The 25,014-nt window shown below is 71.0% G+C and carries 26 protein-coding genes; 11 read left to right on the forward strand and 15 right to left on the reverse strand.

Annotation, left to right across the window (positions count from 1 at the left end):
* Positions 1–29 precede the first annotated feature (29 nt).
* Positions 30–617, reverse strand: coding sequence for a phosphatase PAP2 family protein (locus Q9G87_RS20765; RefSeq protein ID WP_305918061.1), 588 nt, complete (start codon positions 615–617; stop codon positions 30–32).
* Between the two features lie 20 nt (positions 618–637).
* Positions 638–1,492, reverse strand: a complete 855-nt coding sequence (locus Q9G87_RS20770) for a DUF72 domain-containing protein (RefSeq protein ID WP_305918062.1) — start codon at positions 1,490–1,492, stop codon at positions 638–640.
* Positions 1,493–1,556: 64 nt separating this feature from the next.
* Between Q9G87_RS20770 and Q9G87_RS20775 the strand changes: the two genes are divergently transcribed.
* Positions 1,557–2,417: an NAD(+)/NADH kinase gene (locus Q9G87_RS20775; protein WP_305918063.1), complete on the forward strand. Its 861-nt coding sequence runs from the start codon at positions 1,557–1,559 to the stop codon at positions 2,415–2,417.
* Positions 2,418–2,478: 61 nt separating this feature from the next.
* Here Q9G87_RS20775 and Q9G87_RS20780 read toward each other — a convergent pair whose 3' ends face one another.
* Positions 2,479–4,044, reverse strand: coding sequence for a YibE/F family protein (locus Q9G87_RS20780; protein WP_305918064.1), 1,566 nt, complete (start codon positions 4,042–4,044; stop codon positions 2,479–2,481).
* A gap of 71 nt (positions 4,045–4,115) precedes the next feature.
* Between Q9G87_RS20780 and Q9G87_RS20785 the strand changes: the two genes are divergently transcribed.
* Both Q9G87_RS20785 and Q9G87_RS20790 read left to right on the forward strand, forming a co-directional pair.
* Positions 4,116–4,823 (forward strand): DUF72 domain-containing protein, encoded by a 708-nt coding sequence (locus tag Q9G87_RS20785; protein ID WP_305918065.1) that lies wholly within the window; start codon positions 4,116–4,118, stop codon positions 4,821–4,823.
* Positions 4,823–5,791 (forward strand): magnesium transporter CorA family protein, encoded by a 969-nt coding sequence (locus Q9G87_RS20790; RefSeq protein WP_305918066.1) that lies wholly within the window; start codon positions 4,823–4,825, stop codon positions 5,789–5,791. Before Q9G87_RS20785 ends, Q9G87_RS20790 begins: the two co-directional genes overlap by 1 nt.
* On the opposite strand, the gene Q9G87_RS20795 is transcribed toward Q9G87_RS20790, so the two are convergent.
* From Q9G87_RS20795 to thrS, 4 genes are all read right to left on the reverse strand, one after another.
* Positions 5,758–6,234, reverse strand: a complete 477-nt coding sequence (locus Q9G87_RS20795; RefSeq protein WP_305918067.1) for a DUF1850 domain-containing protein — start codon at positions 6,232–6,234, stop codon at positions 5,758–5,760. The genes Q9G87_RS20790 and Q9G87_RS20795 overlap by 34 nt on opposite strands.
* 29 nt (positions 6,235–6,263) lie before the next feature.
* On the reverse strand, positions 6,264–7,211 hold the full coding sequence (locus tag Q9G87_RS20800) for a TAXI family TRAP transporter solute-binding subunit (protein WP_305918068.1): 948 nt from the start codon (positions 7,209–7,211) through the stop codon (positions 6,264–6,266).
* Positions 7,208–9,196: a TRAP transporter permease gene (locus Q9G87_RS20805; RefSeq protein ID WP_305918069.1), complete on the reverse strand. Its 1,989-nt coding sequence runs from the start codon at positions 9,194–9,196 to the stop codon at positions 7,208–7,210. Before Q9G87_RS20805 ends, Q9G87_RS20800 begins: the two co-directional genes overlap by 4 nt.
* Positions 9,197–9,283: 87 nt before the next feature.
* Positions 9,284–10,519 (reverse strand): threonine--tRNA ligase, encoded by a 1,236-nt coding sequence (gene thrS / locus Q9G87_RS20810; protein WP_305918070.1) that lies wholly within the window; start codon positions 10,517–10,519, stop codon positions 9,284–9,286.
* 143 nt (positions 10,520–10,662) lie between these two features.
* Here thrS and Q9G87_RS20815 point away from each other — a divergent pair, with 143 nt between their 5' ends.
* On the forward strand, positions 10,663–11,634 hold the full coding sequence (locus Q9G87_RS20815; RefSeq protein ID WP_305918071.1) for a helix-turn-helix transcriptional regulator: 972 nt from the start codon (positions 10,663–10,665) through the stop codon (positions 11,632–11,634).
* On the opposite strand, the gene Q9G87_RS20820 is transcribed toward Q9G87_RS20815, so the two are convergent.
* Positions 11,631–12,080 (reverse strand): ATP-binding protein, encoded by a 450-nt coding sequence (locus Q9G87_RS20820; RefSeq protein ID WP_305918072.1) that lies wholly within the window; start codon positions 12,078–12,080, stop codon positions 11,631–11,633. The genes Q9G87_RS20815 and Q9G87_RS20820 overlap by 4 nt on opposite strands.
* Before the next feature lie 211 nt (positions 12,081–12,291).
* On the opposite strand from Q9G87_RS20820, the gene Q9G87_RS20825 reads away from it, so the two are divergent.
* The 3 genes from Q9G87_RS20825 (at position 12,292) to Q9G87_RS20835 (ending at position 13,152) form a co-directional block, all read left to right on the forward strand.
* The gene (locus tag Q9G87_RS20825) at positions 12,292–12,759 is read left to right on the forward strand and encodes an adenylyltransferase/cytidyltransferase family protein (RefSeq protein WP_305918073.1); all 468 of its coding nucleotides are present in this window, start codon (positions 12,292–12,294) and stop codon (positions 12,757–12,759) included.
* A gap of 103 nt (positions 12,760–12,862) precedes the next feature.
* Entirely contained in the window at positions 12,863–13,024 is a 162-nt protein-coding gene (locus Q9G87_RS20830; RefSeq protein ID WP_305918074.1) for a hypothetical protein, read from the forward strand.
* Positions 12,988–13,152 (forward strand): alpha-hydroxy-acid oxidizing protein, encoded by a 165-nt coding sequence (locus Q9G87_RS20835; protein ID WP_305918075.1) that lies wholly within the window; start codon positions 12,988–12,990, stop codon positions 13,150–13,152. The genes Q9G87_RS20830 and Q9G87_RS20835 overlap by 37 nt, the downstream gene beginning before the upstream one ends.
* Positions 13,153–13,172: 20 nt before the next feature.
* Here Q9G87_RS20835 and Q9G87_RS20840 read toward each other — a convergent pair whose 3' ends face one another.
* Together Q9G87_RS20840 and Q9G87_RS20845 are read right to left on the reverse strand one after the other, a co-directional pair.
* On the reverse strand, positions 13,173–13,766 hold the full coding sequence (locus Q9G87_RS20840) for a hypothetical protein (protein ID WP_305918076.1): 594 nt from the start codon (positions 13,764–13,766) through the stop codon (positions 13,173–13,175).
* Positions 13,757–14,488, reverse strand: coding sequence for a hypothetical protein (locus Q9G87_RS20845; protein WP_305918077.1), 732 nt, complete (start codon positions 14,486–14,488; stop codon positions 13,757–13,759). The genes Q9G87_RS20840 and Q9G87_RS20845 overlap by 10 nt, the downstream gene beginning before the upstream one ends.
* A gap of 73 nt (positions 14,489–14,561) precedes the next feature.
* Between Q9G87_RS20845 and Q9G87_RS20850 the strand changes: the two genes are divergently transcribed.
* Positions 14,562–15,740 (forward strand): hypothetical protein, encoded by a 1,179-nt coding sequence (locus Q9G87_RS20850; protein WP_305918078.1) that lies wholly within the window; start codon positions 14,562–14,564, stop codon positions 15,738–15,740.
* 4 nt (positions 15,741–15,744) lie between these two features.
* Here Q9G87_RS20850 and Q9G87_RS20855 read toward each other — a convergent pair whose 3' ends face one another.
* The 4 genes from Q9G87_RS20855 to Q9G87_RS20870 are packed head-to-tail and all read right to left on the reverse strand — an operon-like array spanning position 15,745 to position 20,319.
* A complete protein-coding gene (locus tag Q9G87_RS20855) occupies positions 15,745–16,959 on the reverse strand; it encodes a DegT/DnrJ/EryC1/StrS family aminotransferase (RefSeq protein ID WP_305918079.1) in 1,215 nt (404 codons plus the stop codon).
* Positions 16,956–17,675, reverse strand: a complete 720-nt coding sequence (locus tag Q9G87_RS20860) for an amidohydrolase family protein (protein ID WP_305918080.1) — start codon at positions 17,673–17,675, stop codon at positions 16,956–16,958. The genes Q9G87_RS20855 and Q9G87_RS20860 overlap by 4 nt, the downstream gene beginning before the upstream one ends.
* The gene (locus tag Q9G87_RS20865) at positions 17,672–18,340 is read right to left on the reverse strand and encodes an amidohydrolase family protein (protein WP_305918081.1); all 669 of its coding nucleotides are present in this window, start codon (positions 18,338–18,340) and stop codon (positions 17,672–17,674) included. Before Q9G87_RS20865 ends, Q9G87_RS20860 begins: the two co-directional genes overlap by 4 nt.
* The gene (locus Q9G87_RS20870) at positions 18,340–20,319 is read right to left on the reverse strand and encodes an NHL repeat-containing protein (RefSeq protein WP_305918082.1); all 1,980 of its coding nucleotides are present in this window, start codon (positions 20,317–20,319) and stop codon (positions 18,340–18,342) included. The genes Q9G87_RS20865 and Q9G87_RS20870 overlap by 1 nt, the downstream gene beginning before the upstream one ends.
* A 79-nt stretch (positions 20,320–20,398) precedes the next feature.
* Here Q9G87_RS20870 and Q9G87_RS20875 point away from each other — a divergent pair, with 79 nt between their 5' ends.
* From Q9G87_RS20875 to Q9G87_RS20885, 3 genes are read left to right on the forward strand one after another with little or no spacing between them, the layout of a single operon-like run.
* Complete coding sequence (locus Q9G87_RS20875) at positions 20,399–21,142, forward strand: amidohydrolase family protein (protein WP_305918083.1); 744 nt, start codon at positions 20,399–20,401, stop codon at positions 21,140–21,142.
* Positions 21,139–21,867 carry an amidohydrolase family protein gene (locus Q9G87_RS20880; RefSeq protein WP_305918084.1) on the forward strand — a complete coding sequence of 243 codons (729 nt, stop codon included), beginning with the start codon at positions 21,139–21,141 and terminating at the stop codon, positions 21,865–21,867. The genes Q9G87_RS20875 and Q9G87_RS20880 overlap by 4 nt, the downstream gene beginning before the upstream one ends.
* A gap of 43 nt (positions 21,868–21,910) precedes the next feature.
* Entirely contained in the window at positions 21,911–23,863 is a 1,953-nt protein-coding gene (locus Q9G87_RS20885) for a Kelch repeat-containing protein (protein WP_305918085.1), read from the forward strand.
* A 3-nt stretch (positions 23,864–23,866) separates the two neighbouring features.
* Here the strand turns inward: Q9G87_RS20885 and Q9G87_RS20890 are convergent, their stop codons facing one another.
* Complete coding sequence (locus Q9G87_RS20890; protein ID WP_305918086.1) at positions 23,867–25,012, reverse strand: dihydrodipicolinate synthase family protein; 1,146 nt, start codon at positions 25,010–25,012, stop codon at positions 23,867–23,869.
* Positions 25,013–25,014: the final 2 nt, after the last annotated feature.

A 25,014-nucleotide genomic window follows, 5' to 3' on the forward strand; every position in this document is an offset into this window, starting at 1 on the left:
AGGGAAACGCTCCCAGGCCAGGCCGCGCCCTATCCCAGCCCGAACGCCGCCAGCGTCGCCCACGTCGTCGCCGTGCCGACCACCGCGCCGGCCATGACCTGCGTCCAGCTGTGGTGCGCGAGCCGCACTCTGGCCCAGCACACCAGCCCTACGACGGCGCCCCCGGCGATCGCGGTCGGCAGGGCGGGCAGCACGTGGGCGAGCACCACCACCGTTCCCGCGGACACGGCGGCGTGAAAGGAGATCTTCCACCGCAACGTGATCGGCACCGTCACTCCGAGCGCCGCCAGCATCGCGGTGACGGTCGCCACCAGCAACGTCGGCGCCCCCATGACGACGAGCAACGCCAGCGCCACCAGCACGGCCGCCACCGCGGCCAGCAATGGACCGGTCCGCCGCGCCCGATCCACGATGTGATGCGAATCCAGCCGCCCGGACCGCACCCCGAGCGCGATCACCGTCGCCGGCACACCACCGCAGAACGCCGATGCCACCAGCCCCCACGCCGCGCCACGCCACCCTTGCGCGAGCAGCCCGACGACGGGCGGCATCAGGATCACCAGCACCTGCGGCGCCAGCAGGTTGGTCACCCGTTTCGCCACGAGGTCGGCAGTCATGCCACGAAAGATTAGCGTGATCAGAAAAGAGTCAGGGGCTCGTCATCGTCCATCGGCTCGGGCAGGGGTTCGAGCTGCGGCAGGCGGGCGCGTACGTCGTCGTGGAAACGGCGGGCGAGCGTCAGCGCGTCGGCGTTGTCGGGGGTGTGGATGAAGACCGTCGGGGAGCGGCCTTCCCGCAGCCATGCGCAGACCGTGTTCAGCCAGGGCCGCCAGCCCTCCACCGTACGGTCGGTGGCGTCCCGGCCGAGGAAGCGGACAATCGGCCGGTCCGTCAGCGCCCTGGACCGGCGGGGCACCCGTGGCTTCTTGGTCCACGCGTCCCGCTCGGCGTCGCTGGTCGGCGGGGCGGCGAAGAGCGTGGTGGTGTCGAAGGGGACCCATTCGGCGTCGACGGCGGCCAGGACGCGCTCCAGGAGCCTTTCCGAGCGCTCGTCCTCGAAGAACGCCCGGTGGCGAACCTCCACCGCATACCGGTAGGACCGCGGGAGGCGGCGCAGGAAGGCTGCCAGGGTGCCGAGGTCCGCGGGGCCGAACGAGCCCGGCAGTTGCACCCACAGGGCATGCGTACGCGGCCCGAGCGGCTCCATGGCCTCCAGGAACGCGCGCAACTGGTCATCGGCGCCGGTCAGGCGGTGCTCGTGGGTGATGGGCTTGGGGAGTTTGCTGACGAAGCGGAAGTCCGGGCCGGTCTGGGCGGCCCATGACTCCACGGTCGCCCTGGTCGGCGTCGCGTAGAACGTCGTGTTGCCCTCCACCGCGTTGCACCAGGTCGCGTACGCGCGCAGGCGCTCACCGGGCGGGAGCGGGCCGGCCAGGAACCGGCCCTGCCACGCCGCATGCGTCCACATCGCGCATCCCACATGAAGCCGCATGAACGTGACGTTATCGGAGGTCCGTCGCGCGGGTAGGCGGTCTGGTGGCCGTAAGGTGGGCCTCATGGGCATGGTCGGGACGGTCGGGCTGGTGCTGCACCCGCAGCGCGACTCCAAGAAGGCGATAGACACCATCCTGCGCTGGGCGGCGGGCAAGGGTGCCACGGTGCTGGGGCTGCCCGAGGAGGTGGGCCGGATCGACTGCACCGCCGTGGCCGTGGACTCCGACACTCTCGTCGAGCGGGCCGACCTGCTGGTCGGGCTCGGCGGGGACGGGACGATGCTGCGCACCATGCGGCTGCTCGCCGGGCGCCCGACGCCCATCCTGGGGGTCAACCTGGGGCGCCTCGGGTTCCTCGCGGAAATCGACGTGGACGAGCTGGCGGACACGCTGTCGGCCATCGACGGGCACCGCTACACCATAGAGTCGCGGATGGCGATCAGGAGCAGGGTCTTGGACGTGGACGTGACCGCGTTCAACGACATCGCGCTGGTGCGGATCCCGGGGGAAGGGCTGGCGGCGGTGTCCGTCACCCCGGCGGGCAGCGATTTCGTGCGGTACGCCGCGGACGCGGTGATCGTGGCGACCTCCACCGGCTCGACCGCCTACAGCTTCTCCGCCGGAGGGCCCATCGTGTCACCCCGGGTGGAGGCGATCCTGGTCGTGCCCGCCGCAGCGCACTCGGCGTTCAACCGGGCCCTGGTGCTGCCCGCGGACGAGGACGTCACGCTGGAGGTGCTGCCCAGCAGCGGGCGGCTGGCGGTCGAGGTGGACGGGGCCGTGGTCAGGCACCTGTGCCCCGGCGACCAGATCACGGTGAGCGCGTGGCCGGGGGCGGCCAAGGTCGTCCGGCTCGGCACCACGTTCTACGAACGGGCGCGGCGGAAGCTGCGCGTGGACGGCAGCACGGAAGCCTACGCCTAGGCAGGCCCGCCCCGGCAGCGATGTCCCCGGCCGGGTGCCGATTCGCTGGGCGCCGATTTCGCTAGGCCCCGGTCCTGCGGCGATGACGTGCGGGCGGCGGCCGGTCGGCCACATCGCCGCCTTGCCGGGCGCGCTCGGCGGGACGCGTGGGGGGACCGCCGGGATGCCCGGGCGGGCTCTCTGGAGAGCCGGGGCGGAGCCCGGCCGGGGTGAAGAAGCCGCCTTCCGGGACGGGGGTGTCGCGGGGACGCTCCGGTCCGCTCTCGCGGCGATCGTCTGGGTCCGAGAAGAAGTCGTCCCGATCGTCGTCGTCCCGGCGGCTGAAGAAGTCGCCGTCCGCGTCGCCGTCCCTGCGGCTGAAGAAGTCCTCGGGCTCGTCTGTGCGGCCGGAAGGTCTGTCCCGTCGGCTGGGGAGGCGTTCCCGGCGGCTGGAAGGCTCCTCCCGCCCGTCAGCGCGGGAATCGGGCGCGGCGTGGCGGGCGGCGGTTAGCGCCGCCAGGGCGGTGGTGATGGGGACAGCCGAGATGAGGCCGAGCGTGCCGATCACGCTTCGGACGATCTCCTGCATGATCACGGGCGTCGTCAGCACGTCCCCCAAGGGCTGCGAGCCGATGCTGAACAGCAGCAGCAACGGCAGCGACGCCCCCGCGTACGCCAGGATGATCGTGTTGATCACCGACGCGATGTGCGCCCGCCCGATGCGGCCGGCCGCCCGGTAGAGGCGCGTGAACCCGTAGGAGGGGTTAGCCTGCGCCAGCTCGGCCACCGTCACCGCCTGCGTGACCGTGACGTCGTCGAGCACCCCCAGCGCGCCGATGATGATCCCGGCCAGCAGCAGCCCCTGCGTGTCGATCGACACGCTCATGCCCAGCATCAGCGAGCTGTCGTCGGTGATGCCGTTGAGCTTGGCGAACCCCAGCGCCCCGTACGACAACGCGCCGGTCAGCGCCAGGCTGGCGAGTGTGCCCAGCACGGCCACTGAGGTGGAGGGCGAGAAGCCGTGCGTCAGGTAGAGCACGATCAGCATGATCGCCGCCGACCCGACGATGGCCACCAGCATGGGCGGCCTGCCCTCGAGGATGCCGGGGATGACGAACGTCAGCAGGAACACGAACGTGACCGCCAGCCCCACGAGCGCGGTGACGCCGCGCCAGCGGCCGAAGGCGATCACCGCCAGCGCGAACGCCGCCCCGAGCAACCACAGCGGCAACGCCCGGTCATGATCGGAGATCTGGTAGGCGCCGTCCGCGTCGCGCAGCAGGATCACGTCGTCGTCCGGGGCGAAATGCTGCGCCCCGGGACCGGTGGGCAGGCGGAGCGCGACGTCCTTGCCGACGTCAGGGCCTTCCGCGACCTTGACAGTGGCGTTCCCGCAGGTGGCGGGGTCAGGTTTGGGCGAGCCTTCCGCGACGGCCGGGCACGGTTTGAGCGTGACGCCGGTGACCGTGCCGGTCAGCCGCTCGACGCTGGACGGCGGGGGCGGGCCCGCGTCGTGCCGCCCGTCGGGCCAGAGCCACAGCAGGCCCGCCAGCGTGATGATCGCCAGCGGCGCCAGCGCGGCCAGGGTGGCCACGAGCGTGCGCCGCGAGCTGGGGACGGCGGTGCCGTGCGCGTGATTGGCGCCCATCGACGTGTGGATCCTCCTCGCTGACGAATAGTGACAGTACTGCACCGCGGAGGTCAGGGTAGGCGTAAAGCATGGCATGGCTGGTCGGCACCTCGGGGTGGCAGTACAAGGACTGGCGGGGGGTGCTGTACCCGGCGGGAGTGCCGCAGCGGCTCTGGCTGGAGGCGTACGCGCGGGAGTTCCCGACGGTGGAGAGCAACAACGCCTTCTACCGGCTGCCGAGGCCGGAGACGTTCGCCGCCTGGCGGGAGCGCACGCCGGACGGGTTCCTGATCGCGGTCAAGGCCAGCAGGTTCCTCACCCACATCAAGCGGCTGGACGATCCGGAGGAGCCGGTCCAGCGGCTGATAGGCGCCGCCGCGGCGCTGAAGGAGAAACTCGGCCCGATCCTGCTGCAACTGCCGCCGACGCTCAGGGCCGAGCCCGGCAGGCTCGACAGGTGCCTGGCGTGCTTCCCGCGCGACGTACGGGTGGCCGTGGAGCCGCGGCACGACTCCTGGTGGACCGACGAGGTACGCGACGTCCTGTCCGCCCACGGCGCCGCCCTGTGCTGGGCGGACCGGCTCGGCAGGCCGCAGAACCCGTTCTGGCGCACCGCCGGCTGGGGCTACGTGCGCATGCACCAGGGCCGGGCCGGCGTCGAGTACGGCGAAACCTCGCTGCGGACCTGGGCCGGACGGGTGCGGGAGGCCGGCTGGGAGGACGTCTACGTGTACTTCAACAACGACCTGGGAGGGGCGGCGGTGCGGAACGCGCGACGATTTGCCAGACTCGGCTAGTGCACACGCGTCTGTATAGGAATGGCGTCCTCGAGAAGGAAGGGTTCCCCATCGAGGAGGTCTCCGACTATGTAGAGGATCCCGACAACCTCGTCTGGTTCGACCTGTGCTCGCCGGCCCCCGAAGACCTCGGCATGATCGGGGAGGAGCTGGGGCTGCACGAGCTGGCGGTCGAGGACGTGCTGTCCGACCATCAGCGGCCCAAGGTCGACATTTACGACAACCACCTGTTCATCACCGCTTACCACGTGCACTTCGACGACGACCGGCTGGACCCCGTCGAGGTGAACGTCTTCGTCACCGCCAACGCCCTGGTGACCGTCCGCGAGAGCGACCACTTCGACATCCGCGAAGTCGTCAAGCGCTGGGACGCCAATGCCCGCCTGGCCGGGCAAGGGGTGGGCTTCCTGCTGCACGGCCTGCTGGACTACATCGTCGACGCCCAGTTCGACCTCGTCCAGGACCTCGACGGGCAGGCCGAGGCGCTGGAGGAGTCGCTGTTCGAGGACGAGGTGCGCGACGCCAGGCAGCTGCAGCAGGAGATGTACGTGCTGCGCAAGAACACCGCCAGGCTCCGCAAGATCACTTTACCGATGCGCGAGGTGCTCGGCACCCTGCTCCGCCGCGACCAGGCGCTCGTCGCCGACCCGGTGATGGTCCCGTACTACCAGGACGTCTACGACCACGTGCTGCGCGTGACCGAATGGCTGGAGTCGATCCGCGACATGCTCGCGAACGTCCGCGAGACCCGCCTCGCCCAGCAGGGCTTCCGGCTCAACGAGATCATGAAGCGGGTCACCAGCTGGGCCGCGATCATCGCGGTGCCCACCATGATCACCGGTTTCTACGGCCAGAACGTGCCCTATCCGGGCTCCGGTGAGGCCTGGGGGTTCTGGATGTCCACGGTCCTGGTGGCCGCGGCGTCGGTGGCGCTCTATTCGGCGTTCAAGAAGAGGGACTGGTTGTAAGGTGCGCCGCCGAACATGGCCCCATCGTAGGGCGGGCGGCAGGGCTCGCTCCTGACCTCGAGCGTCTGCTCCACCGCCAGCCGCACCTCGGCCGCCCCGGCACCCGGGAAGAGCGGCAGGCAGCGGCCGCCGGCCAGCAGGGTGCGGCGGCCGATCGACGTGGTCAGCAGCGACAGCTCCTCATACGTGGCCGGCTCGGCCAGGCGCACCGTCCAGGCGCCCGTCCGCGTCCGGCTGCGGGCGCCCTCCAGCGCGTAGTAGTCGAGGACGCTCTCGCTCTCCGAGACGATCGCCCGCATGGTGAAACGACGGCCCTCGACTGTGAACACCTCCGCCGCCGGCGCCTTGTAGATCGAATGCACGTACCCGATCTGGAAGCCGCCGGAGACGGGCAGGCCGTTCACGGTGAGGCGCCCGGCGCCGCCGCCGGAGCCGAGCGCCATCACCGCCGTGATCGCGAGCAGCAGCCTGATCAGGCCTTTTCCTTGAAGTAGCGGGCCGCGCCCGGGTGCAGCTCGACCGGAGCCACCTCCTGGCCGAGCTTCAGGTCGAGCTTCTTGGCCTCCGGGTGCACGGCCGACAGCTCCGTCTTCTTCTCGAAGAGGGTCTTGGTGATGTCGTACGCGAGCTGCTCGCTCATCTTGTCGGGCACCAGCAGCACGTTGCCGATGCCGACGGTCTTCAGCGTGCCGTCCAGCTTGTAGACGGACATGTCGACGTCGAGGGAGACGTACTGCTGCCCGTACGTCGACTGCATCTTCGTCAGCACGTCGGACGTGTCGAGCATCTTCATGTCCGGCTTGCTCGTGGCCAGGTCGGTGATGCCCGCGGTGGGCAGGCCGCCGACCCAGAAGAACGCGTCGATCGTGCCGTCCTTGGCGGCCTGCACCGACTCGTTGATCGACAGCTGCTGCTTGGTGACGTCGGTGTCGGGGTTCAGGCCGGCCGCCTCCAGCATGCGCCGGGCCACCACCTGGGTGCCGGAGTTGGCCGGGCCGAGCGAGACGCGCTTGCCCTTGAGGTCGGCCACTGTGGTCGCCTCGACGCCGGGGGCGACCACGACGTGCGCGTAGTTGTCGTAGATGCGGGCGATGGCCTTGATCGGCTGCTTGGCGGTGAAGGTGTCCTTGCCGTTGACCGCGTCGGCCGCCGTGTCGATCTGGGAGAAGCCGATGTCGGCCTTGCCGCCGGCCAGCAGCTTGATGTTCTCGACCGAGGCCGAGGTGACCGACGCCGTGGCCTGGGTGTTGGCGATGCTCGCCGACAGCTGCTTGGCCAGGCCGCCGCCGTAGACGTAGTAGACGCCCGTCGTGCCGCCGGTGGCGATCGACAGCCGGTTGCCCGATCCGCCGGCGCCTCCGCCGCCGCAGCCCGCCACGGTCAGGACGGCTGCGGCGACTATCGCAATGGTCCGCTTCACGATGGGTCCCTTCTCCTTCTTCTGACGAGATGCACGCCTGCGGCCACGGCCAGCACGGCCAGGCCCGCGGCGATGGGGACGGGCTCGAGGAACAACAGCAGCACCGCGGCCACCGCCGCCAGCAGCCGCTCGGGCACGCCGGTCAGGCCGCCCGTGGCCATGGCGAGCGCGGCCACCGCGACCGCCGACACCGCGGCCATCAGCAGCACGGTCCCGATCGGCCCCTGCCCGAGGAGGGCCTGACCGTTCGGCGTCAGCACGAACGCGAACGGCACCAGGAACGCGGGCAGCGTGTACCGCCAGGTCATCATCATCGTCTTGTACGTGTTGCCACCGGTGATCGCGGCCGCCGCGACCGCCGACAGCGCGGTGGGCGGGCTCACCTCCGACAGCACCGCGTAGTAGAAGACGAACATGTACGCCTCGGCCTGAGAGACGCCGAGCGTGGTGAGCGCCGGGCCGATGATCACGGCCGCGATGATGAAGCTCGCCGTCACCGGCACGGCCAGGCCCAGCAGCATGACGGCGAGACCGGACATGACCGTGGTGAGGATGAGGTTGCCGGCGGCGAAGTCCACGATGATCGCGCTGAGGTTGAGCCCGAGGCCGGTCTGGGTGATGACGCCGACGATGATGCCCGCCGCCGCGCACACGGCCGTCACGGGCAGCACCTCCAGCGTGCCCTTCGCCAGCGCCTGTCCGACGCGCTTGGGCGTCATCCGGTGCCGGGGGTCGAGGAACGACAGCGCGAACGCCACGGCCGTGGCGATCACCACGGACTGGAACGCCGAGCGGTCCAGCGCCATCAGCACGATGATGAGGATGAGCGAGCTGAAGTGGTAGCCGAAGCGCAGCAGCAGCTTGCCCGCCTTGGGCGCGTCCACCGGCACGGCGTGGGTGCCGAAGCGGCGCGAGTCGACCTCGATGGCCAGGAAGATGCCCAGGTAGTACAGGATCGTGGGGATCGTCGCGTACAGGAGCACCTCGAGGTAGCTGACCCTGAGGTATTCGGCGATGATGAACGCCGCGGCGCCCAGCGTGGGCGGCGACAGGATGGCGCCGATGCCGCCGGCCGCCAGGATGCCGCCGGCCGGCTCCTTCGGGTAGCCGGCCCGGCGCAGCACCGGCCAGGCCACGCTGCCGAGGCTGACCGTGGTCGCCACGCCCGAGCCGGAGACCGTGCCGAGCAGGAAGCCGGCCGTGGTGACGGTGCGGCCTGGGGCGGAGCGGGAGTTGCGGAAGGCGGCGAAGCTCAGGTCGATGAAGAAGCGGCTCGCCCCCGAGAAGTCGAGCACGGCGCCGTAGATCGTGAAAAGGACGATGTAACTGGCGGCCACCTGCATCGGCACGCCGAAGAAGCCTTCGGTGCCGGTGTAGAGCTGCGAGACGATCTGGGCGAGGTCGAAACCGCGATGCCCGATCGTCCAGTCAATCGGCAGATATGCCCCGTAGTAGGCATAAATCAGGAAAATGAGGCAGATGATGGTCAGGGCCCAGCCGACGGTCCGCCGTACCGCCTCCAGCAGCAGCACCGTCAGCGCCAGCCCCGCCACGATGTCGAGGCCCGTCAGCGCCGCGCCCGATCCCCGGTCGCGGAACGCGTCGATGTCGGCCAGCGGATAGACCAGGACCGCCAGCGCGGCGGCGGCCAGCAGCCAGTCGGCGACGCTGGGCCGCTCCGTGGCCCCGGCCGGTGGGCCGGCCTCGTCGGCGGCGACTTTGGCGGGGTCGCGGCGCAACCTGCCCACCCACGACGACAGCCCCGAGCGGTAACACAGGAACACCAGCGGCAAGGCCACCGCCAGGAACGTCATCCGATGTTCGAGCGCCTCGACCGGCCGGAACACCACCACCAGCGAGTAGACCGACAACAACCCGCCCACGATCCACACGCCGAGGCGGAGCGCCCCGCCCAGGTGCCGCGCCGGGCGCTCCTGCTCGTGGGCGGAGACCAGCTCGGCCTCACGATCGCTCAGCTCGGTCACGACGTCCTCCCCGACACGCGTTGCAGGGACTTTACGAGCCCTTTACGTGATCAGGGAAGACTCCGTTACCTTATTGATTTCCGCCCGTCAGACGAACGGTCGCGAATCCGCGGCCAAACGCTCAAGGGGCACCTCTCCCGCCTGGCTCCCGTCGCGCCGCCGTACCGCGGCATGCCCGCTCGCCACCTCGCGCGGCCCCACCACGAGCTGGTACGGCACCAGCCGGTGCGCCCGGATCCTGGCCCCGAGGCTGCCCCGGTCGGCGGGCGCGAGCTCGGCCCGCAGCCCCGCGGCCAGGCAGCGCCGCAGCAGGTCCTCGGCGGCCGGCAGCTCGGCGTCCGACAGCGGCAGCACCACCGCCTGCACGGGCGCCAGCCACGCGGGGAACGCGCCGCCGTGCACCTCGATGAGGTGCGCGACCAGGCGTTCGAGGCCGCCGACGACGCTGCGGTGCACCATGGCGGGCCGATGGCCGCCGACGTAGCGCAGGTCGAAACGCCCGGGCATGTACTGGTCCACCTGAACGGTCGACAGGGTGTTCTCGCGTCCGGCCGGGTCGGCGATCTGGATGTCGATCTTCGGCCCGTAGAAGGCGCCCTCGCCGCGCTCCTCGTCGTAGGCCTGGCCGCGTTCCTTGAGCACCTCGCGCAGGATCGCCTCGGAGGCCGCCCACATCTCCGGGTCGTCGACGTACTTGCCGCCGTCGCCGCGCAGCGACAGCCGGTAGCGCGCGGCCCGGATGCCGAGCTGCGCGTGCGCGGCCTCGATCAGGTCGAGCGCGGCCGACACCTCGGCGGCGGCCTGCTCCGGCGGGCAGAACACATGGCCGTCGTTGAGCTGGATGGACCGGACCCTGGTGAGGCCGCCGAGGACGCCGGACAGCTCCGAGCGGTACTGGCCGCCCAGCTCGGCCAGGCGCAGCGGGAGCTCACGATGACTTCGCTGCCGCGAGCGGTAGATGAGCGCGTGGTGCGGGCACAGGCTGGGGCGCAGCACGAACTCCTCGCCGCCCACGTTCATGGGCGGGAACATGTCGTCGGCGTAGTGCGCCCAGTGGCCGGAGCGCTCATACAGCTCGCGTTTGCCCAGCACGGGCGAGTTGACGTGCAGGTAGCCGTTGCGGCGCTCCAGCTCGTGGACGTAGTCCTCGATGGCCTTGCGCATCGCCGCGCCGGCGGGCAGCCAGTAGGGCAGTCCGGCGCCGATCATCGGGTCGGTGTCGAAGATGCCCAGCTCACGGCCGAGCTTACGGTGGTCGTTCATGATGATCCTTTCCAAGGAAAGGGCGAACGACCAGCTCCCGGGCGTTCGCCCGGGAAGCATGGAGTCAGCGCGCCGGGACGGGGTCCGGCGTCGTCGTGGCGAAGACAAAGGCGCGCTGCATGTCCATCACGGTAACATCCCGACGCTTGTGAAAAAAAGTTTCAAGAAGACCTCAAGGATTGGCAAATGATATAAAGGACGCCGTGGCCGAGATCACCCTGGACGTCCGCCAGTTACACGCGTTCGCCGAGGTCGGCTACCAGGTGGCGGGCGGCGGCGACGCGCACGCGGCGATGGCCGCGCTGCGCCGGGTCGTCCCGCTCGACGCATATGAGTTCGTCGCGTTCGACCCCGCCACCGGGCGGCACCACAGCGTCGTCTCCGACGGTCATCGGCGCATCGACCGGGACGCCGCCGAGGAATACGCCGGGCTGGCGGCGTACCGCAGGGCCCTGGCCACCCGCGCGCCCGTGTGCATGCCGGAGCCGGACACCGAGCGTTATTTCCGCCGCCACCTGGCCCCTTACGGCTGGCGGGCCGGCCTGACCGCGCCGCTGTTCCTGCGCGAGGGCCGCTACACGGGGCTGCTCCACCTCGCCTCCAGGCAGGCCTTCCCCTACCTCACCGGGGCCCTCGTGGCGGCGGTGAGCCCCATGCTGGCCCACGTCACCGACCTGACCAGGTGCGTGATCGACCCCGTGGGACTGCCGCCCGACTTCCGCGCGGTCGCCTTCGACCGGCTCGGTGCCCGCCGAGAGGTCCCCGGGCGGGAGATGTCGGCCGCGTTATGGGACGAACCGGCGATGGCCGTGTACGCCAGGGCGTTCATCGACTCGCGCGAGCTGAGCAGGCACGGCCTCTGGCTGGACGGCGACGGGCGCTGGCACGAGCTGCGGCTGCTCAGGGCGGGGGTCGGGTTCCAAGGGTCGCTGCAGGGCGCGGTCGCCGCCGAGCGGATGTGCGCGTTGCCGTACGAGCTGACCGGCCGGGAGGTGGACGTCCTCACACGGGTCGCGGCCGGCGACTCCAACCCCCAGATCGCCGCCGCGCTCGTGCTCAGCGTCCGCACGGTCACCACCCATCTGGAGCACATCTTCGCCAAGCTGGGCTGCGACAGCCGCACCCGCCTCACCACCAAGGCCCTCGCCGAGGGCCTGTGCCGCCTGGACGTCTAAGCGGGCACCCCGGCGGGCATCCTGGCCTGCAGCAGTTCGAACCACACCGTCGTCGACCCGGCCTCCCGCGTGAACCCCCAGCGGTGGCTGAGCGCCTCGATCAGCGGCAGGCCGCGCCCGCTGGTGGCCTGCGTGCTGGTACGGCACACGCACGGCGGCCCGTCCGAGCCCGCGTCCGACACGCAGACCCGCACCGCCGAGTCCGAGTGGGTCACGGCCACCGTGAACGAGCCGCCCGCGCCGGACCTGGTGTGCAGAATCGCATTCGTGGCCAGCTCACTGGTGAGCAGCACCACATCGTCATAGAGCGGATGATCGCGCCCGAGCGCGGCCGTCACGATCCCCCTGGCCCGGGACACCTGGGACGGCATCCCCGGCAACCGGACCGTGAGATCGCGCGAGCCGAGCGGATCACCCCCGTTGGCACGGTGCAAGTCCGGTGCCACGGCGACCTCCCCCTTAGTCGGGCCCCTAACCTCAGGCTGCGTCATGGGACGCGCTGGTGGCGGCCGGGAGGTCATTGCGAAAAGGTAGGAATGCCCTTTCCCAAGGTCGCCTGCACGACCGCCTGCGCCGACCGAGTACGCTGCGATCGACGAGTCGTCTAGGCCCGTGGGGAGCCGTCGTCGAGGCCCGTGGGGAAGCGGAGGAGGTCGCGTGAGCAGCCTGGAGGCCGTCTGGGTGCAGCCGTATGACCGGCCGGGGGCGGCGGTCGTGACCGGAGTCTTCGACATCCTGCACGTGGGACACGTGCGTTACCTGGGCGCGGTGGCGGCCCGCGGCCTGCCGCTGGTCGTCGGCGTCGAGGACGACCCGCGGGTGCGCGCCTGGAAGGGTCCGAGCCGCCCGTTCAACCCGTCGGCGGAGCGCGCCGAGGTCCTGGCCGCCCTCCGCTTCGTCACCGGCGTCTTCATCGTGACCGGTCCGTCCGACGCCCACGGCCCCGAGGACTACATCGATCTCCTCGCCCCGATGCGACCCGCCGCCCTGGCGCACACCGCCGGCGACCCGCACGCGGGCGCCCGCGCGGCCGCGGCGGCGATCCTGGGGGCCGAGTGCTGGGAGATGGAGGCCATCCCGGGCCGCTCCACGACCCGCATCGTGAACGCCGCCGGCAAAGGCTGAGCGTTACCCGTATTCGTCCACAGAACAGAACAAGCTTCCAGGGGACCATGGGGACGCCGCTCAGCCGGTGAGACCTTTCCTCATGCGTGAAGGAGCACACGTGGTGACCCATCCCTTGGCAGCGACGACACATGACGCGACCCTCGGCGACATCCACGCCGTGGCCCTGGAGTCGTTGCCGCGTGACGTGCACGACTATCTCGAGGGCGGCGCCGGCGAGGAGTGGACGTGGTCGTGCTCGGCCGCCTGGCCATCTACGGCCTGATCGCCGACGGCGAAGCCGGCGTGACGAGAGTCCTCGACCTCCTGAGCGGGGAGATGGCGAACATCCTGACACTTCTCGGCTGCGCCGCCCTCACAGACCTCGATCGGGGCTTCCTGCGCCGCCTCTGACCGGGCCGGGCGCCGCGGTCTCATGCCGGTGACAGGCATGGCAGACGGGCCGAGCGGTAAAGCACGACGATCAGGGCGACCAGAGCCGTGAACCAGGCGATGGGCGTGACGAAGCCCAGGTCGGCATAGCCATACGCGGTGAGCAGGCCGAGCGCTCCCAGGGCGACTACGGCCCAGCGCAGCACGTCGAGGAGGGCGGCACGGGAGGTCTCCCCGTGGGGGCGGATCCGCCTGATGACGGCGTCGGCGACCAGCCAGATCGTGATCAAGGCGCCGGCCGTGCCGAACGTGCCGATCGTGTGCTTGACGGAGAAATCCATCGGGGCGTCGGACGGGTGCGCGCCGGACGGGACCATGGCCACCAGCGAGGCGACGACCATGACGATGGCGGCGGACCGGGCTCGGGCGAAGGAGTCGTCGGCGGATCGCTGCAGTTGGGAGAGGCCGGACACGCACAATGCCCATCCGACGGGGTCGAGCAGCAGATCGAAGCCATTGAAGCGGAGGGCGCCGAAAGCGAACACGCAACCGATGACGATCTTCGTGACGGGCGCCATGCGCTCCGGGCCTCCCGGCGTGCCGTTGCCGGCGTAGGGGCTGCCGGTCAGAACCAATCCGAGCTCACCGCCTCATTGCAGACCTTGGAGGCGATGCCTCGCTGCCACGCGACCGCGAGACTTCCCTCGGGGCCGTCCATCCGCCACGAGTCCCACGTCACCTCCGCCGACCCGGAGCCTATCCAGGTCCGGTACGTGTAGCGGATCGGCTGGGGCTCGTACGGCACCGCGGCGCAGTCGGTGATGACGATGCGCCTCGTCAGGACTTCCACGCCACCGGGCCCGACGGTGACCTCGGAACGTTCGTCTCTCGTCCGGTCAGCGGGCAGCAGGCGGAGACCCGGCATTTCCGCCGAGATCTCCCCGATGGTGACGGGGGTCACGCCCTCGTTGTCCACGTCGATATGGACGACGGTGGACAGGACGCCATTCTTGTCCACGTCGGCGTGCAGAAAGAAATCGTTGGGCTGCCAGCGAATATAGGGCGTTATCGCCCCGATCCACCACAACAACTGCGCAAAAACCGCTAACACCAGGCAGCCGGATATCACCATGCGTAATCGCGCATGCGGGGCACGCCACGTGGCGATATCGAATTGCTGCCATACGTCCTCTGAATTCACGAAACAGAACCATATATGGTTGCCCTTCGTGACGATACCTCCGATGATCTCGTGGACAGTGGCCGCCGTCACCCTGCTGGTGGCGGCCGCACCGATCACACGGGAACGGCTCGACAGGTTCGCCGCGTTCACCAGCCTTTCGGTCACTTCGGCCAACGCCGGCCTGGTCGTCGGCCACTTCACCAGGCTGCGGCGCCGCCGGCTGATCGCCCTTGCCCTCGCCGTTCCCGTGGCGGGCTACAGCGACGACCTGTTTTATCTGGTCATGGGCTGGTGCGCCGTTTCCGTTTTCGCGCCCCATGCCCGCGAGAGAGTCAACAACGTCTATCGACAGGTATGGCTGCTCGGTTTGGGCGGGGCCGTGGTGGCGGGCGGCTTTCTGCTGACGAGTCAGGATGCCACGCCGGCGCGTCTGGCCCATGCCGTCATCGTCGTCGTCGTGGCGGTCGCCGTATCACTCGCCGCCCGGAAACCGGGCCCGGCGTCCGAAGCATTAGATGACGTGGCCCAGGCGGAACGAGCCATCGGTCAATGGTCGGGACGGAATCTCTACCTCGCGGGCACCGCAATCGTGTTGTCGGGCGCGCTGCTCACGCCCGGCCAACCGCCGCAGCGTGAACTGCCGGAATATTCGAGACCCACGTCGTTTCCGCGGGAAATGGCCACGTTCATCAAGGTGAACAAATACCTGGCGCCCACCTGTCCGTGGGTCGACGAGATCGACGCCCCCTGCCGGTCGTGGCTGGTGAACGGACGGCCGTTCCCCCAGGCCGCGCCGTACATCCTCAGGGAAGGCAAAGCCCCGCTGCGGGCGCCCTTCGTGCGCAGCCCCGACAAGAAAGCCGTCGTTTACCTGGACAGGCACGATCGCCGCATGGTGTACCAGGACGCGAAGGGCGTCCACCACCTGACCGGCAGCCTGCCCGACACCGCCGTGCCCACGCCCACGTTCGCGACGCAGAACAGGTATGTCGCCCTGGCCAAGGAGGGCGCGCAGATCTTCGACACCAAGGACTGGACCACGGTGTCGGTCCCCGGTGCGCGCCAGGTCCACGATCTCAACGGGAGTGGAATCGTGGTCACGACGGCGTTTCAGGCGCTCGTGCTCGACCACCGGGGCAAGACCCGCATGAGCCTGCCCCTCAGGAAGACCAGGGATGCTTACCACCTCCGGCCGGATGGAAGATACCTCGTGGTCATCCGAGGCGATCAGGAGCGTGTCAAGACGTATGACACAGCGACCGGCAAGCTCTTGGCCGGCGTCGCCCTCACCTTCCCCGGCGAGGATTCCCTCGAGGTCGCCCTCGGCTGGTCGAAACAGGGCCCGTTCCTGGTGCGCGGCTGGCCGAGCGAGCGTGTTTACTACCTCGACCTGGAGACGGGCAAGCTCTGGAAACGCAAGAAGTGAGCCCTCATGCGGCGAGGACCTTCGCCAGTGCCTCGGCGATGTGGGCGGCGCCGGCGGGGCCGTCCATGAGCATCGGCTGGCGGACCCAGAGCACCTCGTGGGACGCGGCCTCGGCGCCCGGGCAGGGTTCTGCCCGGGCGCCGGCCTCGGTCAGCGCCGGCAAGGTGCCGAGCGGCGGGTAGCCGCCGTCGAGCGGGACGCCCTCCGCCTCCATCGCCGCCAGCAGGAACGACCGGTCGAACGGTACGTGGAGGCGCAGCATGAGCAGGTGCCGGGAGTCGCGGGTGGTGCCCAGCGGCTGCGGGACCAGCGTCACCGGCGCCATCGTTGTGCCCGGCGATCGCGGCAGCGCCGGGCCGTCGTGGCTCGCGGGCATCGGGATCGCCGCCAGCTCTCGTTCGACGGCCGCGGCGAACGTGTTCCTGTGGTCGATCTCCTCGTCGAGGCGGTCCAGCCAGGGCAGCAGGAGCGCCGCCTGGATCTCGGTCAGGCGCAGGTTCCAGCCGACGCTGGGGTGGCCGTACCAGGCGCCGTCCAGCGTGCGGCCCACGTTGCAGACCGACCAGATGGCCGCGTGGACGGCCTGGTCGCGGCAGACGATCAGGCCGCCCTCCCCCGCCGTCATCGCCTTGCTGGATTGGAAGCTGTAGACGCCGGCGTCACCGAGCCCGCCGACGGGGCGGCCTCGGTACGTGGCGCCGTGCGCTTGGGCCGCATCCTCCACCACGGCCAGGCCGTGCCGTGCGGCGACCGCGTTCAGCGCGTCCATGTCCGCGGGGCTGCCGGCCAGGTGCACCGAGATGATCGCGGTCGTGCGCGGGGTAACGGCCGCCTCCGTCGCGGACGCGGACAGGTGCAGATCGACCGGGTCGACGTCGACGATCACCGGTGTGGCGCCGGCGAGCAGGACGGCCGTGGCGGTGGCGACGAACGTGTACGCCGGGACGATCACCTCGTCACCGGGCCCGACGCCCAGGCCGCGTAGCGCGGCGAACAGGCCGAGGGTGGCGTTGCCGACGGCGATGCCGTACGGGACGCCGGAGCGGCGTGCGAACGCGGCGGTCAGGTCCGCACAGGCCGAGCCGCCCTGTGTGGCGCCCCATCGGCCGCTTTCCAGCACGGCGGTGACGAGCTCGCGCTGGGCCGCGTCCAGCGGCGGCGGCCACGATGGCCAGGGGGCGGTGCGCACGGGCGTGCCACCGTTGACGGCGAGGCTCATGTGAGGCGTCCTTCCAGCACGCGGGCGAGGTTGCCGCCCTGGATGAGGGCCCGGTCGGCGTCGTCGAGCGGGGCGAGGGCGACGCGGCCGAAGCCGATCCGCAGGTCGAGGAAGCAGGCGTCGGAGCCGTAGACGACACGGTCGGCGCCGACCAGGCCGGCGAGGCGGGCGATCCATCGCCCGGTCATCTTGGAGCCGCAGATCTCGAGGGAGACGTTCGGGTGCTCGCGGATCAGCTCGGCGGCGCGGGCGAAGCCGTACGGCCAGAGCCCGGCGTGCCCGAGCAGCAGCGGTACGCCGGGGTGCCGCCGCGCCACCGTGACGAACCGCCCGGGGTCGCTCCACGGCGAGTCGGTCTGGCCGTGGGCGAGCACGGGGAGGCCCAGCTCCCAGACGGGGTCGTAGCGGCGGTCGTCCAGGGGGCACTGGTGCACGTCCGGATGGATCTTGACGCCCCAGACGCCCTGGTCGGTGAGCCTGTTGCGCTGGTGGGGGTTGTAGACCTGCCACACGCCGAACCGGCCCGGGTGCCGCTCGGCCGCGGCGAACGCCAGCCGGTTGCCCGCCTCGGCGTCGGGGCCGACGGCGAGCAGGTGGCTGATGCCGATCGCGTCGATGCCCAGGCGGTCCATCAGGGCGACCATGCCGTCGGCCGACTCGTCGGGGATGAGGAAGTCGGGCCAGGGACCGAGGTGGCCGTGCGCGTCGAGGATCACAGCAGGCTCCCTCCCGACGCGATCACGGCGACGTCGGCCTCCGGCAGGTCCAAGTGGTCGAGGAGGAAGCGGGGGCCGCAGTCGTCCATGACGGGGGCGCCGGTGCCGAACACCAGCCGTCCGGCACCGAAGTGGCCGGCCAGCCACTCGACGCCGCGCTGGGTGTTGACCGTGCCGATCTCCAGCCACAGGTTCGGGATCGCGGTCATGAGCTCGGCGATCGCGCGCAGCCGCCGGTAGCCGGGGTTGAGCAGGAGGATGCGCTGCTCGGGCAGCTCCCTGGCGAGGGCGAACAGGTGCCCTGGCGAGGTCTCCTCGAAGTCGATGGCCGCCGTCACGCCGAGCGCCGCCAGCCAGCGCAGGGCCGTCGGCCCGGTCAGCTCGAAGCGATGCCGGGCCGGGCAGAGCCTGACCATGGGCACGTCCCAGTCCGGCACCGGCTCGAAGGATTCGGGCAGCAGCACAGGGACCGGGACGAGCCGGGGGTCGTCGAGGCCGAGCAGCGCCTCGTTCCCGGCGCGGACGTCGGAGTAGAGGGCCAGGGTGTGGGTCACGTAGGCCTGGTGGATGCCGAGCCGGTCCATCTCCGGCCGCTGGTCCTCCGGCAGGTCGTCGAAGGGGACGGGGCCGATGAGCCGGTGGGCGTCCACGACGAGATCTGGCATCAGCTGACGGTGAGGAGTGGGCAGCTCGGGTCGAGGTCGATCCTGGCCAGGTGCCGGCCGCTCAGGGCCCACGCTTTCCAGGAGCCGGGCTCGAAGTGGAGCTGCGGGTTGGTGTACCACTCGTCGCCCAGGCCCGCGGCCAGGTGCGTGGCCTGGTCGCTCAGCTCGTAGGCGTTGCCGCCGCCGAAGAACGTGCTGACGAACACCTTGCCGCGGTGCGTGGTCAGCTCGCCGTACCCGGACAGCTTGCCCTGGTGCTTGACCGTTCTGGTGGCCAGGTCGAGGGCGATCCAGGCGCCGGAGTCGCGTTTGTACACGCCGTAGAGCAAGCCGCCGTGCACCTTGATGTCCTGGAAGGTACGGAAGCCGGGGACCGGGTCCACCTGCCACAGCACGGTGCGGGAGCGCAGGTCGAAGGCCGCGACGGACGCCGAGGTCTTCACCGGCGGAACCCCGCCGCCGCCGAGCACGTCGCCGCCCAGGTAGACGACGCCGTTGCGGGCGTCCAGCGACAGGCTCATCAGGCTCTGATCGGGGATGACGCCCTTGTAGACGTCGATCTCGCCGGTGTCGGGGTCCACGATCGACAGGGCGCCTTCGAGCTTGGCGCCCAGCGGGGCGGAGGCGACCAGCAGCTTGTCGGTCACCGGGTCGTACTCGATGTCCCACGGGCGCTGCTGGTCGTGCCCCAGAGAGCCGAGGCTGCGGACCTCGTCGGTGCGGAGGTCGATGGAGATGATTTTCCCGCTGGGGTAGATGGCGGCGTAGATCTTGTTGCCGCGCCGCACGAGGTCCTTCGGCTCGCCGGGGACGCGGAACCTGCGCTGCTTTCCGGTACGCAGGTCGCGTACGTCCATGAAGAAGTGGCCGCCGACGTAGACGGCGCGGCCGGGCACCAGCAGCATGCTCTGCGGGCGTTCGGGGCCGCTCGGCAGACCGGCCTCGATCAGGTCGGTGAACTCCGACCGGCCGGTCCGCAGGTCCAGCGACCACATGCCGCCGCTGCCGGAGAAACCGACCAGGGTGTCGTCGCCGGCCAAGGCGAGCCGCCTGGTCTCGTCCTCCCGCGACGGCGAGTCGGCGACCTTGGTGAGCGCGCCGTCGCCGGTGCGGTAGCGGTGGACGGCGCCGTCGGGGCGTGTGGTGCCGTACACCGTGCCGTCGGCGGCCACGGTGAGCGCGTCGAGGCTGCTGCCCGACGGGATGGCGACGTGCCGGGCGTCGGTGCCGTCCTTGCGTACGTCGATGAGGCTCGGACCGCTCACCGCGAAGACCCGGTCGCCGTGCTCGGCGAGGACCCCGATGCCCGTCGTCCCCTGGGCCAGCTCCTTGACGGCGCCGGTCGCCCGGTTGATCGCGACGAGCTTGCCCTTGTCGAGCAGGCCCGCGTAGACGTTCTGGGCGTCGGCGGCGACGGCCCTGACGTAGCGCTCGCCGGTGGCCAGCACCCCGAAGTCGCGGACCGCGCCGGTGGCGGGGACGTACTCCTTGACCCGGCCGTCGGGGTAGGTGCCCGCGTAGAGTGTCCCGTCCGGGGCCGCGGCGAGGGCCCAGATGTAGCCGCCGTTCCTGCCGAAGGAGTCCAGGTGCGCCACGTCGCCGGTGGCCGGGTCGAAGCTGTAGAGGTCGGGGACGGGGTACGTGCCGACGTAGACCTTGCCGCCCGACACGGCCGTGGCCCAGCCGCCCTCGGGCTCCCCGGTCGCCGGGCCGTCGGGCAGGCGCACGCTCCTGACCACCTTCCGGGTGGCCAGGTCGATCTCGGCCAGCACGGGCGGCTTCTGGCCGCGCGTGACGACGTACGCCTTGCCTTCGTGGACGGCGGCGCCCACGATGGCCCCGGTCACCGACGCCGGCCCGAACGTCTCCACCCGGGGCCCAGCACACGAGGCCCCCGATTCGGCTCGGGCGGCCTGGGCCGGGACCATGGATGCGAGCAGGGTGGCGGCCAAGGCCACCGCGAGGGGTCTACGCGGCACGGCCGCACCTCCACAGCTTGTTGCCCTATTTTGGCCCAGACCGTAATGTGCTGAACTTGATAAGTCAATGGAGGCGGTTGTGACGGCGTTCGACGCAAGCAAGCTGGTCGGCGAGCTCGGGGTGACCCTCGACGTGGATGTCCTGGTCGGCGCCTACCCCGACCGCGACGGCCCGCCCGGCACGCCCCGGTCGGTGCTGGACACCCTGACCGCACACCGCATCCGGGCGGGCGCGGTCGCGTCCCTGCGGGCCACGCTGTTCGACATGCGGTCGGGCAATGACGAGGTCCTGGCTCTGGCCGCGAGCGACGACACCAGAGGCGAGGTCGTGCCGGTCGGGGCCGTGGATCTGCGCGACCCCATCGGCGCCGTACAGGAGATCGACAGGCTCGCCGAGCTGGGCGTGAAGGCCATCAGGCTCTTCCCCGACGAGCAGGGCGTCGAGGCGGGCTTTCCCTCGGTCCGCCACGTCGCCAGGAAGGCGGCCGGGCTCGGGCTCGTCGTGCTGACCGGCGGGGATGTGCGGCGCTTCTGGCAGCCGTTCTCCGGGCTGGACGCCACGGTCGTCTTCCTCGACACGCACTTCTACCACCTGGGCGACTTCCTCGTGGTCGCCGCCGACGAGCCCGGGTTCCACACCTCGACCCGCCTACTCAACTCCCCCGACGCGCTGGAGACCGTGCCGCCGGACCGGCTCCTGTACGGCTCCCGCACCCCTCACTACGAGCCCGTCGTCCCCCTGCTGCGCCTGGCGACGAGCGGGCTGAAGCCGGACGAGATCGCCGCCGTGGCGGGCGGCAACGCGAGGAGGCTGCTCGGATGATCATCGACGTGCACGCCCACTGGGGCCCGTGGTTCTTCACCATGGACGTCGCCGGAGCCAACCTGACCGCCATGGACCGCTTCGGCATCGACCTGTCCATCGTCTCGGCCACCGAAGCGGTGATCTACGACGCCCCGGCGGGCAACCGGGCCCTGGCCGCCTGGCTGGATACCCAGGACCGCCATCTCGGATATGTCACCATCAATCCCCGCAGACCGGCCGACGCCGAGCGGGACCTGCGCGCATTCCTGCCCACCGGCAAGTTCGTCGGCGTCAAGATCCACACCGACTACACGCGATCGCCCGCCTCCTCGCCGCAGACGCGGGAGGCGCTGGCCATGGTCGCGGAGGCCGGAGTGCCCGCGCTGGTCCACACCTGGGGCGCCACGGTGCTGGACCTGGCCCAGACCTGCCTCGACACGCCCGGCCTGCGGGTCATCGCGGGACACATGGGCGCCGACGGCTACGCCCACGCCATCGAGGCCGCGAACGCCTGCGACCGCCTCTACCTGGAGCCCTGCTACTCCCACGCCCCCACCGGCCGCATCGCGCAGGTGGCGGCCGCCGTGGACCGCACACGGCTGCTCTTCGGCACCGACTCGACCCTCATCGACCCGGCCTCGGCGTTCGGCGCGGTGGCGGCGGCGGGTCTCGACCCGGAGACGGCCGAACTGGTCGCGTGGCGGAACGCCGCCCAGCTTTTCGATCTAGACATTACGGCCTAGGCCGTTATACCGTGCGGCCAATCTCAACGAGGAGTGACCGCGAATGATCCCCCGCCGCCGTTTCCTCCAAGCCGCAGCCGCCTCCGCCGCCGCGGCCACCCTCCCGGCCAGCCCCGCGTCGGCCCTCCCGGCCACGCCGGCGCCGGCCGCCGCCCGCGAGCCGGAAGGCACGATCACCGACCTCGGCCCGGCCAGCGTCGCCAGCCCCCTGGGCAACGCCGAGTTCGTCGGCGACGTGCTCTACATGGGCTCGCGCGGCCTGGCGCCCAACGTCGTGGGCGCCTGGGACCTGGCCCAGGACAAGGTCACGGCCCACTTCGAGATCCCCACCGGTGTCGGCATCTGGGCGATGTGCAAGACGGGCACCGACGTCTACGTCGGCACCCACTCCCGGTCGGACCTCTACAAGATCGACACGATCACGGGCACCACCACCCGGCTCGCCCAATATCCGGACCCGTACATCTGGACCATGGCGGCCTCCCCCGACGGCAAGGTCTACCTGGGTACGTCGCAGCCGGGGCGCGTGGTGGAGTACGACCCGGCCACCGGCGTCAGCCGCGATCTCGGCCAGCCCGCGCCGGGCGAGGCGTATGTCCGCAGCATCCAGGCCGACGCCACCCACGTCTACGCCGGCGTCGGCTCCAACGCCCATCTCGTCGCGATCGACCGGCAGACCGGGGAGAAGCGCGAGTTGCTGCCCGCCGAGGTGGCCGACCGCGACTGGGTGTCCAGCATGTCGATCAGCGACACGCACGTGGCGGGTGGCATGAACTCGCTGGCGGAGCTGATCGTGCTGGAGAAGGCGAACCCGGCGGCGTACAAGGTGGTCAAGGCCACGGCCCCGGGCGAGAAGTACATCGTGTCGGTGCTGATCCACGACGGCTGGGTCTACTTCGCCGGCCGCCCCTCCGGAACCCTCTACCGGTACCAGATCGCGACCGGCGCGTACGAGGTGCTCGGCGTGCCGTTCCCGGAGGCGGCCACCGTCCGGATCCTGGAACACAAGGGAAAGATCTACGGCATGCAGGACCCCGGCGTCTTCGTCTACGACCCGGCCACCGGCACGATCGACTATGTCAGCCACGTGCAGAAGGGCTACCGATCCGCCCCCGAGGAGCCGATGTCGGTGCACTGCGACGGCGAGCACGTCTACGTCGGCGGGAAGGGCGGCTGCGACATCCACGACCTGGCCACCCGCCAGGTCACCCGGCTGGCCATCGCCGGCGAGCCCAAGACCATCATGACCGTCGACGACACCACGTACCTCGGCATCTACACCCAGGCCGCCCTCTACTCCCACCGCGCCGGCGACCCGGAGGCCAAGCTGCTCTTCCGCACCGGCCACAACCAGGACCGGCCGAAGGACCTGGTGCACGACAAGCTGACCGGGCTGATCGTGATGTCCACCCAGCCGGAGCCGGGACACCCGAACGGCGCCCTCGACGTGTACGACCCGCGGACCGGCAAGCTCGACACCTACCGGCCGATCGTCGAGCGTCAGACCGTGTTCTCGCTGACCGCCCTGCTCGGCACCGTCTACCTCGGCACCAGCACGCAGGAGGGTCTCGGCGCCCCGCCGGCCACGACCACGGCCAGGCTGGCGGCCTTCGACCTGCGCACGCGGAAGGTCCAGTGGGAGATCGAGCCGGTGGCCGGCGCGAAAGCCGTCACGAGCCTGAAGCACACGCCGCTCGCCCTGTACGGGATCACCGACGGCGGCGTCCTGTTCGAGTACAACCTGCGCCGGCGCGCGATCACCCGCACGCTGCGGGTGTGCGAGCGGGGCGGGGACCTGGTGCTGGCCGGGCTCCACGCGTACACCAGCGACGAGGACGCCGTCTACAAGATCGACCTGGTCGGCTTCACGTCCCGCAAGCTCGTGGAAGGGCTGGCGAGCGACTGGTTCGGCGGCGGCTCCCGGATCAACATCGACCCGTCCCGTAAGGCCCTGTACGGCCTCAAGGGGCGCAACCTCATCCGTATCGCCATCTGACGCCTAGGAGGCGGCCGCCAGGACCTCGGCGCGCTCCCCGTCCGGGAGGGCCGGTCCGTACGGGTCGTGAGCGTGGGACTCGGGGATCAGGCCCTCCGCGGCGGCCAGCCAGAACATGCGCTGGACGTACCCCTCCATGGGGCCGGTGAACGTGACCGCGGCCAGGCGGTCCAGCCGTGCGGACGCCTTCTCGAAACCGCGCAGGTCGTCGCCCTCGAACGCGCGCATCACGGCCGCCGTCGTCTCCACCGACGCGGCCGCGATGCCCACCAGCGCCGCCTCCGCGCCCCACAGGAGCGACGGGCCGAACATGCGGTCCTCGCCGGTGATCGCCAGCCTGCCGGCCTCCCGGGTGAGGGCGATCGTCTCCTGGCATCCCATCGCGTCCGACAACAGCGCCGTCTTGAGCCCGGCGACGCCGGGCAGGTGCAGGATGCGGCGGAGTGTGGCGGGCGGGCACGGCTGCGTGTACAGGTCGAATGCGATCATCGGCAGCCCGGCGGCCGCCCACACCGCCTCGTGCAGCGCCACCCGATCCCCCGGCGACGGGAACACCAGCACCCCGTCAGCCCCAAGCTCGGCCGCCATCCGCGCGTCGGCCACCGCCCCCGGCTCAGCCTCGGCTCGGGTGTCCCGTGTCGGCCCGTCGCCCGTGCCGACGGGGGTGGCGACCTCTCCCCCACTGTCCCGCAGCCCGCCATCGCGCCGGTCAGCGGTGTCGGGGCCGGACGGCTGGTCAACGCCGCCGGATTCGGCGGACGTGCGGGCGACACCGCTGCACCCAGCGGGCAGCCCGGGGGGACGGCTGGACCTGGCGGGTGGCCGCGCGGCGCTGCCGGCCGCGGCGGCCGGCGGAGGGGCGGCGGGTGGTGGGGTGCCGCCGATGCCGACGATGACCGGGGCGCCGGTCCGGCGGGCGCGGGCGATGACGCCGGCGCGGACATCCGGAGGCAGGAAGGGGCCGCGGCCGGTGTGGGCGAGGACGGCCAGGGCGTCGGCGCCCGAGGCGACCAGCCGCTGGAAGTACGCCTCCGCGAGGTCGAGGTCCACCTCCCCCGCCTGCGTCATCGGCGTCAGCGCGGCGGCCACCAGTGCCCCGCGCAGGCGGTCACGGAGCCGCGCGGCCTGCGGGTCGATCGGCGTACTCATCA

The organism is Nonomuraea turcica, from assembly GCF_030718205.1.
Classification (GTDB): domain Bacteria; phylum Actinomycetota; class Actinomycetes; order Streptosporangiales; family Streptosporangiaceae; genus Nonomuraea.

What these genes read in the sequence shown, in the direction of transcription:
- Q9G87_RS20795 (WP_305918067.1), bottom strand. Translation starts at nt 6,234, where the DNA reads ATGGCGCTCGGCTCCGGCGGCGGCGCCGGGCGCCTCACCGTGAACGGC.
- Q9G87_RS20775 (WP_305918063.1), top strand. Translation starts at nt 1,557, where the DNA reads ATGGGCATGGTCGGGACGGTCGGGCTGGTGCTGCACCCGCAGCGCGAC.
- Q9G87_RS20885 (WP_305918085.1), top strand. Translation starts at nt 21,911, where the DNA reads ATGATCCCCCGCCGCCGTTTCCTCCAAGCCGCAGCCGCCTCCGCCGCC.
- Q9G87_RS20765 (WP_305918061.1), bottom strand. Translation starts at nt 617, where the DNA reads ATGACTGCCGACCTCGTGGCGAAACGGGTGACCAACCTGCTGGCGCCG.
- Q9G87_RS20865 (WP_305918081.1), bottom strand. Translation starts at nt 18,340, where the DNA reads ATGCCAGATCTCGTCGTGGACGCCCACCGGCTCATCGGCCCCGTCCCC.
- Q9G87_RS20880 (WP_305918084.1), top strand. Translation starts at nt 21,139, where the DNA reads ATGATCATCGACGTGCACGCCCACTGGGGCCCGTGGTTCTTCACCATG.
- Q9G87_RS20770 (WP_305918062.1), bottom strand. Translation starts at nt 1,492, where the DNA reads ATGCGGCTTCATGTGGGATGCGCGATGTGGACGCATGCGGCGTGGCAG.
- Q9G87_RS20890 (WP_305918086.1), bottom strand. Translation starts at nt 25,012, where the DNA reads ATGAGTACGCCGATCGACCCGCAGGCCGCGCGGCTCCGTGACCGCCTG.
- thrS (WP_305918070.1), bottom strand. Translation starts at nt 10,519, where the DNA reads ATGCTTCCCGGGCGAACGCCCGGGAGCTGGTCGTTCGCCCTTTCCTTG.
- Q9G87_RS20855 (WP_305918079.1), bottom strand. Translation starts at nt 16,959, where the DNA reads ATGAGCCTCGCCGTCAACGGTGGCACGCCCGTGCGCACCGCCCCCTGG.
- Q9G87_RS20780 (WP_305918064.1), bottom strand. Translation starts at nt 4,044, where the DNA reads ATGGGCGCCAATCACGCGCACGGCACCGCCGTCCCCAGCTCGCGGCGC.
- Q9G87_RS20785 (WP_305918065.1), top strand. Translation starts at nt 4,116, where the DNA reads ATGGCATGGCTGGTCGGCACCTCGGGGTGGCAGTACAAGGACTGGCGG.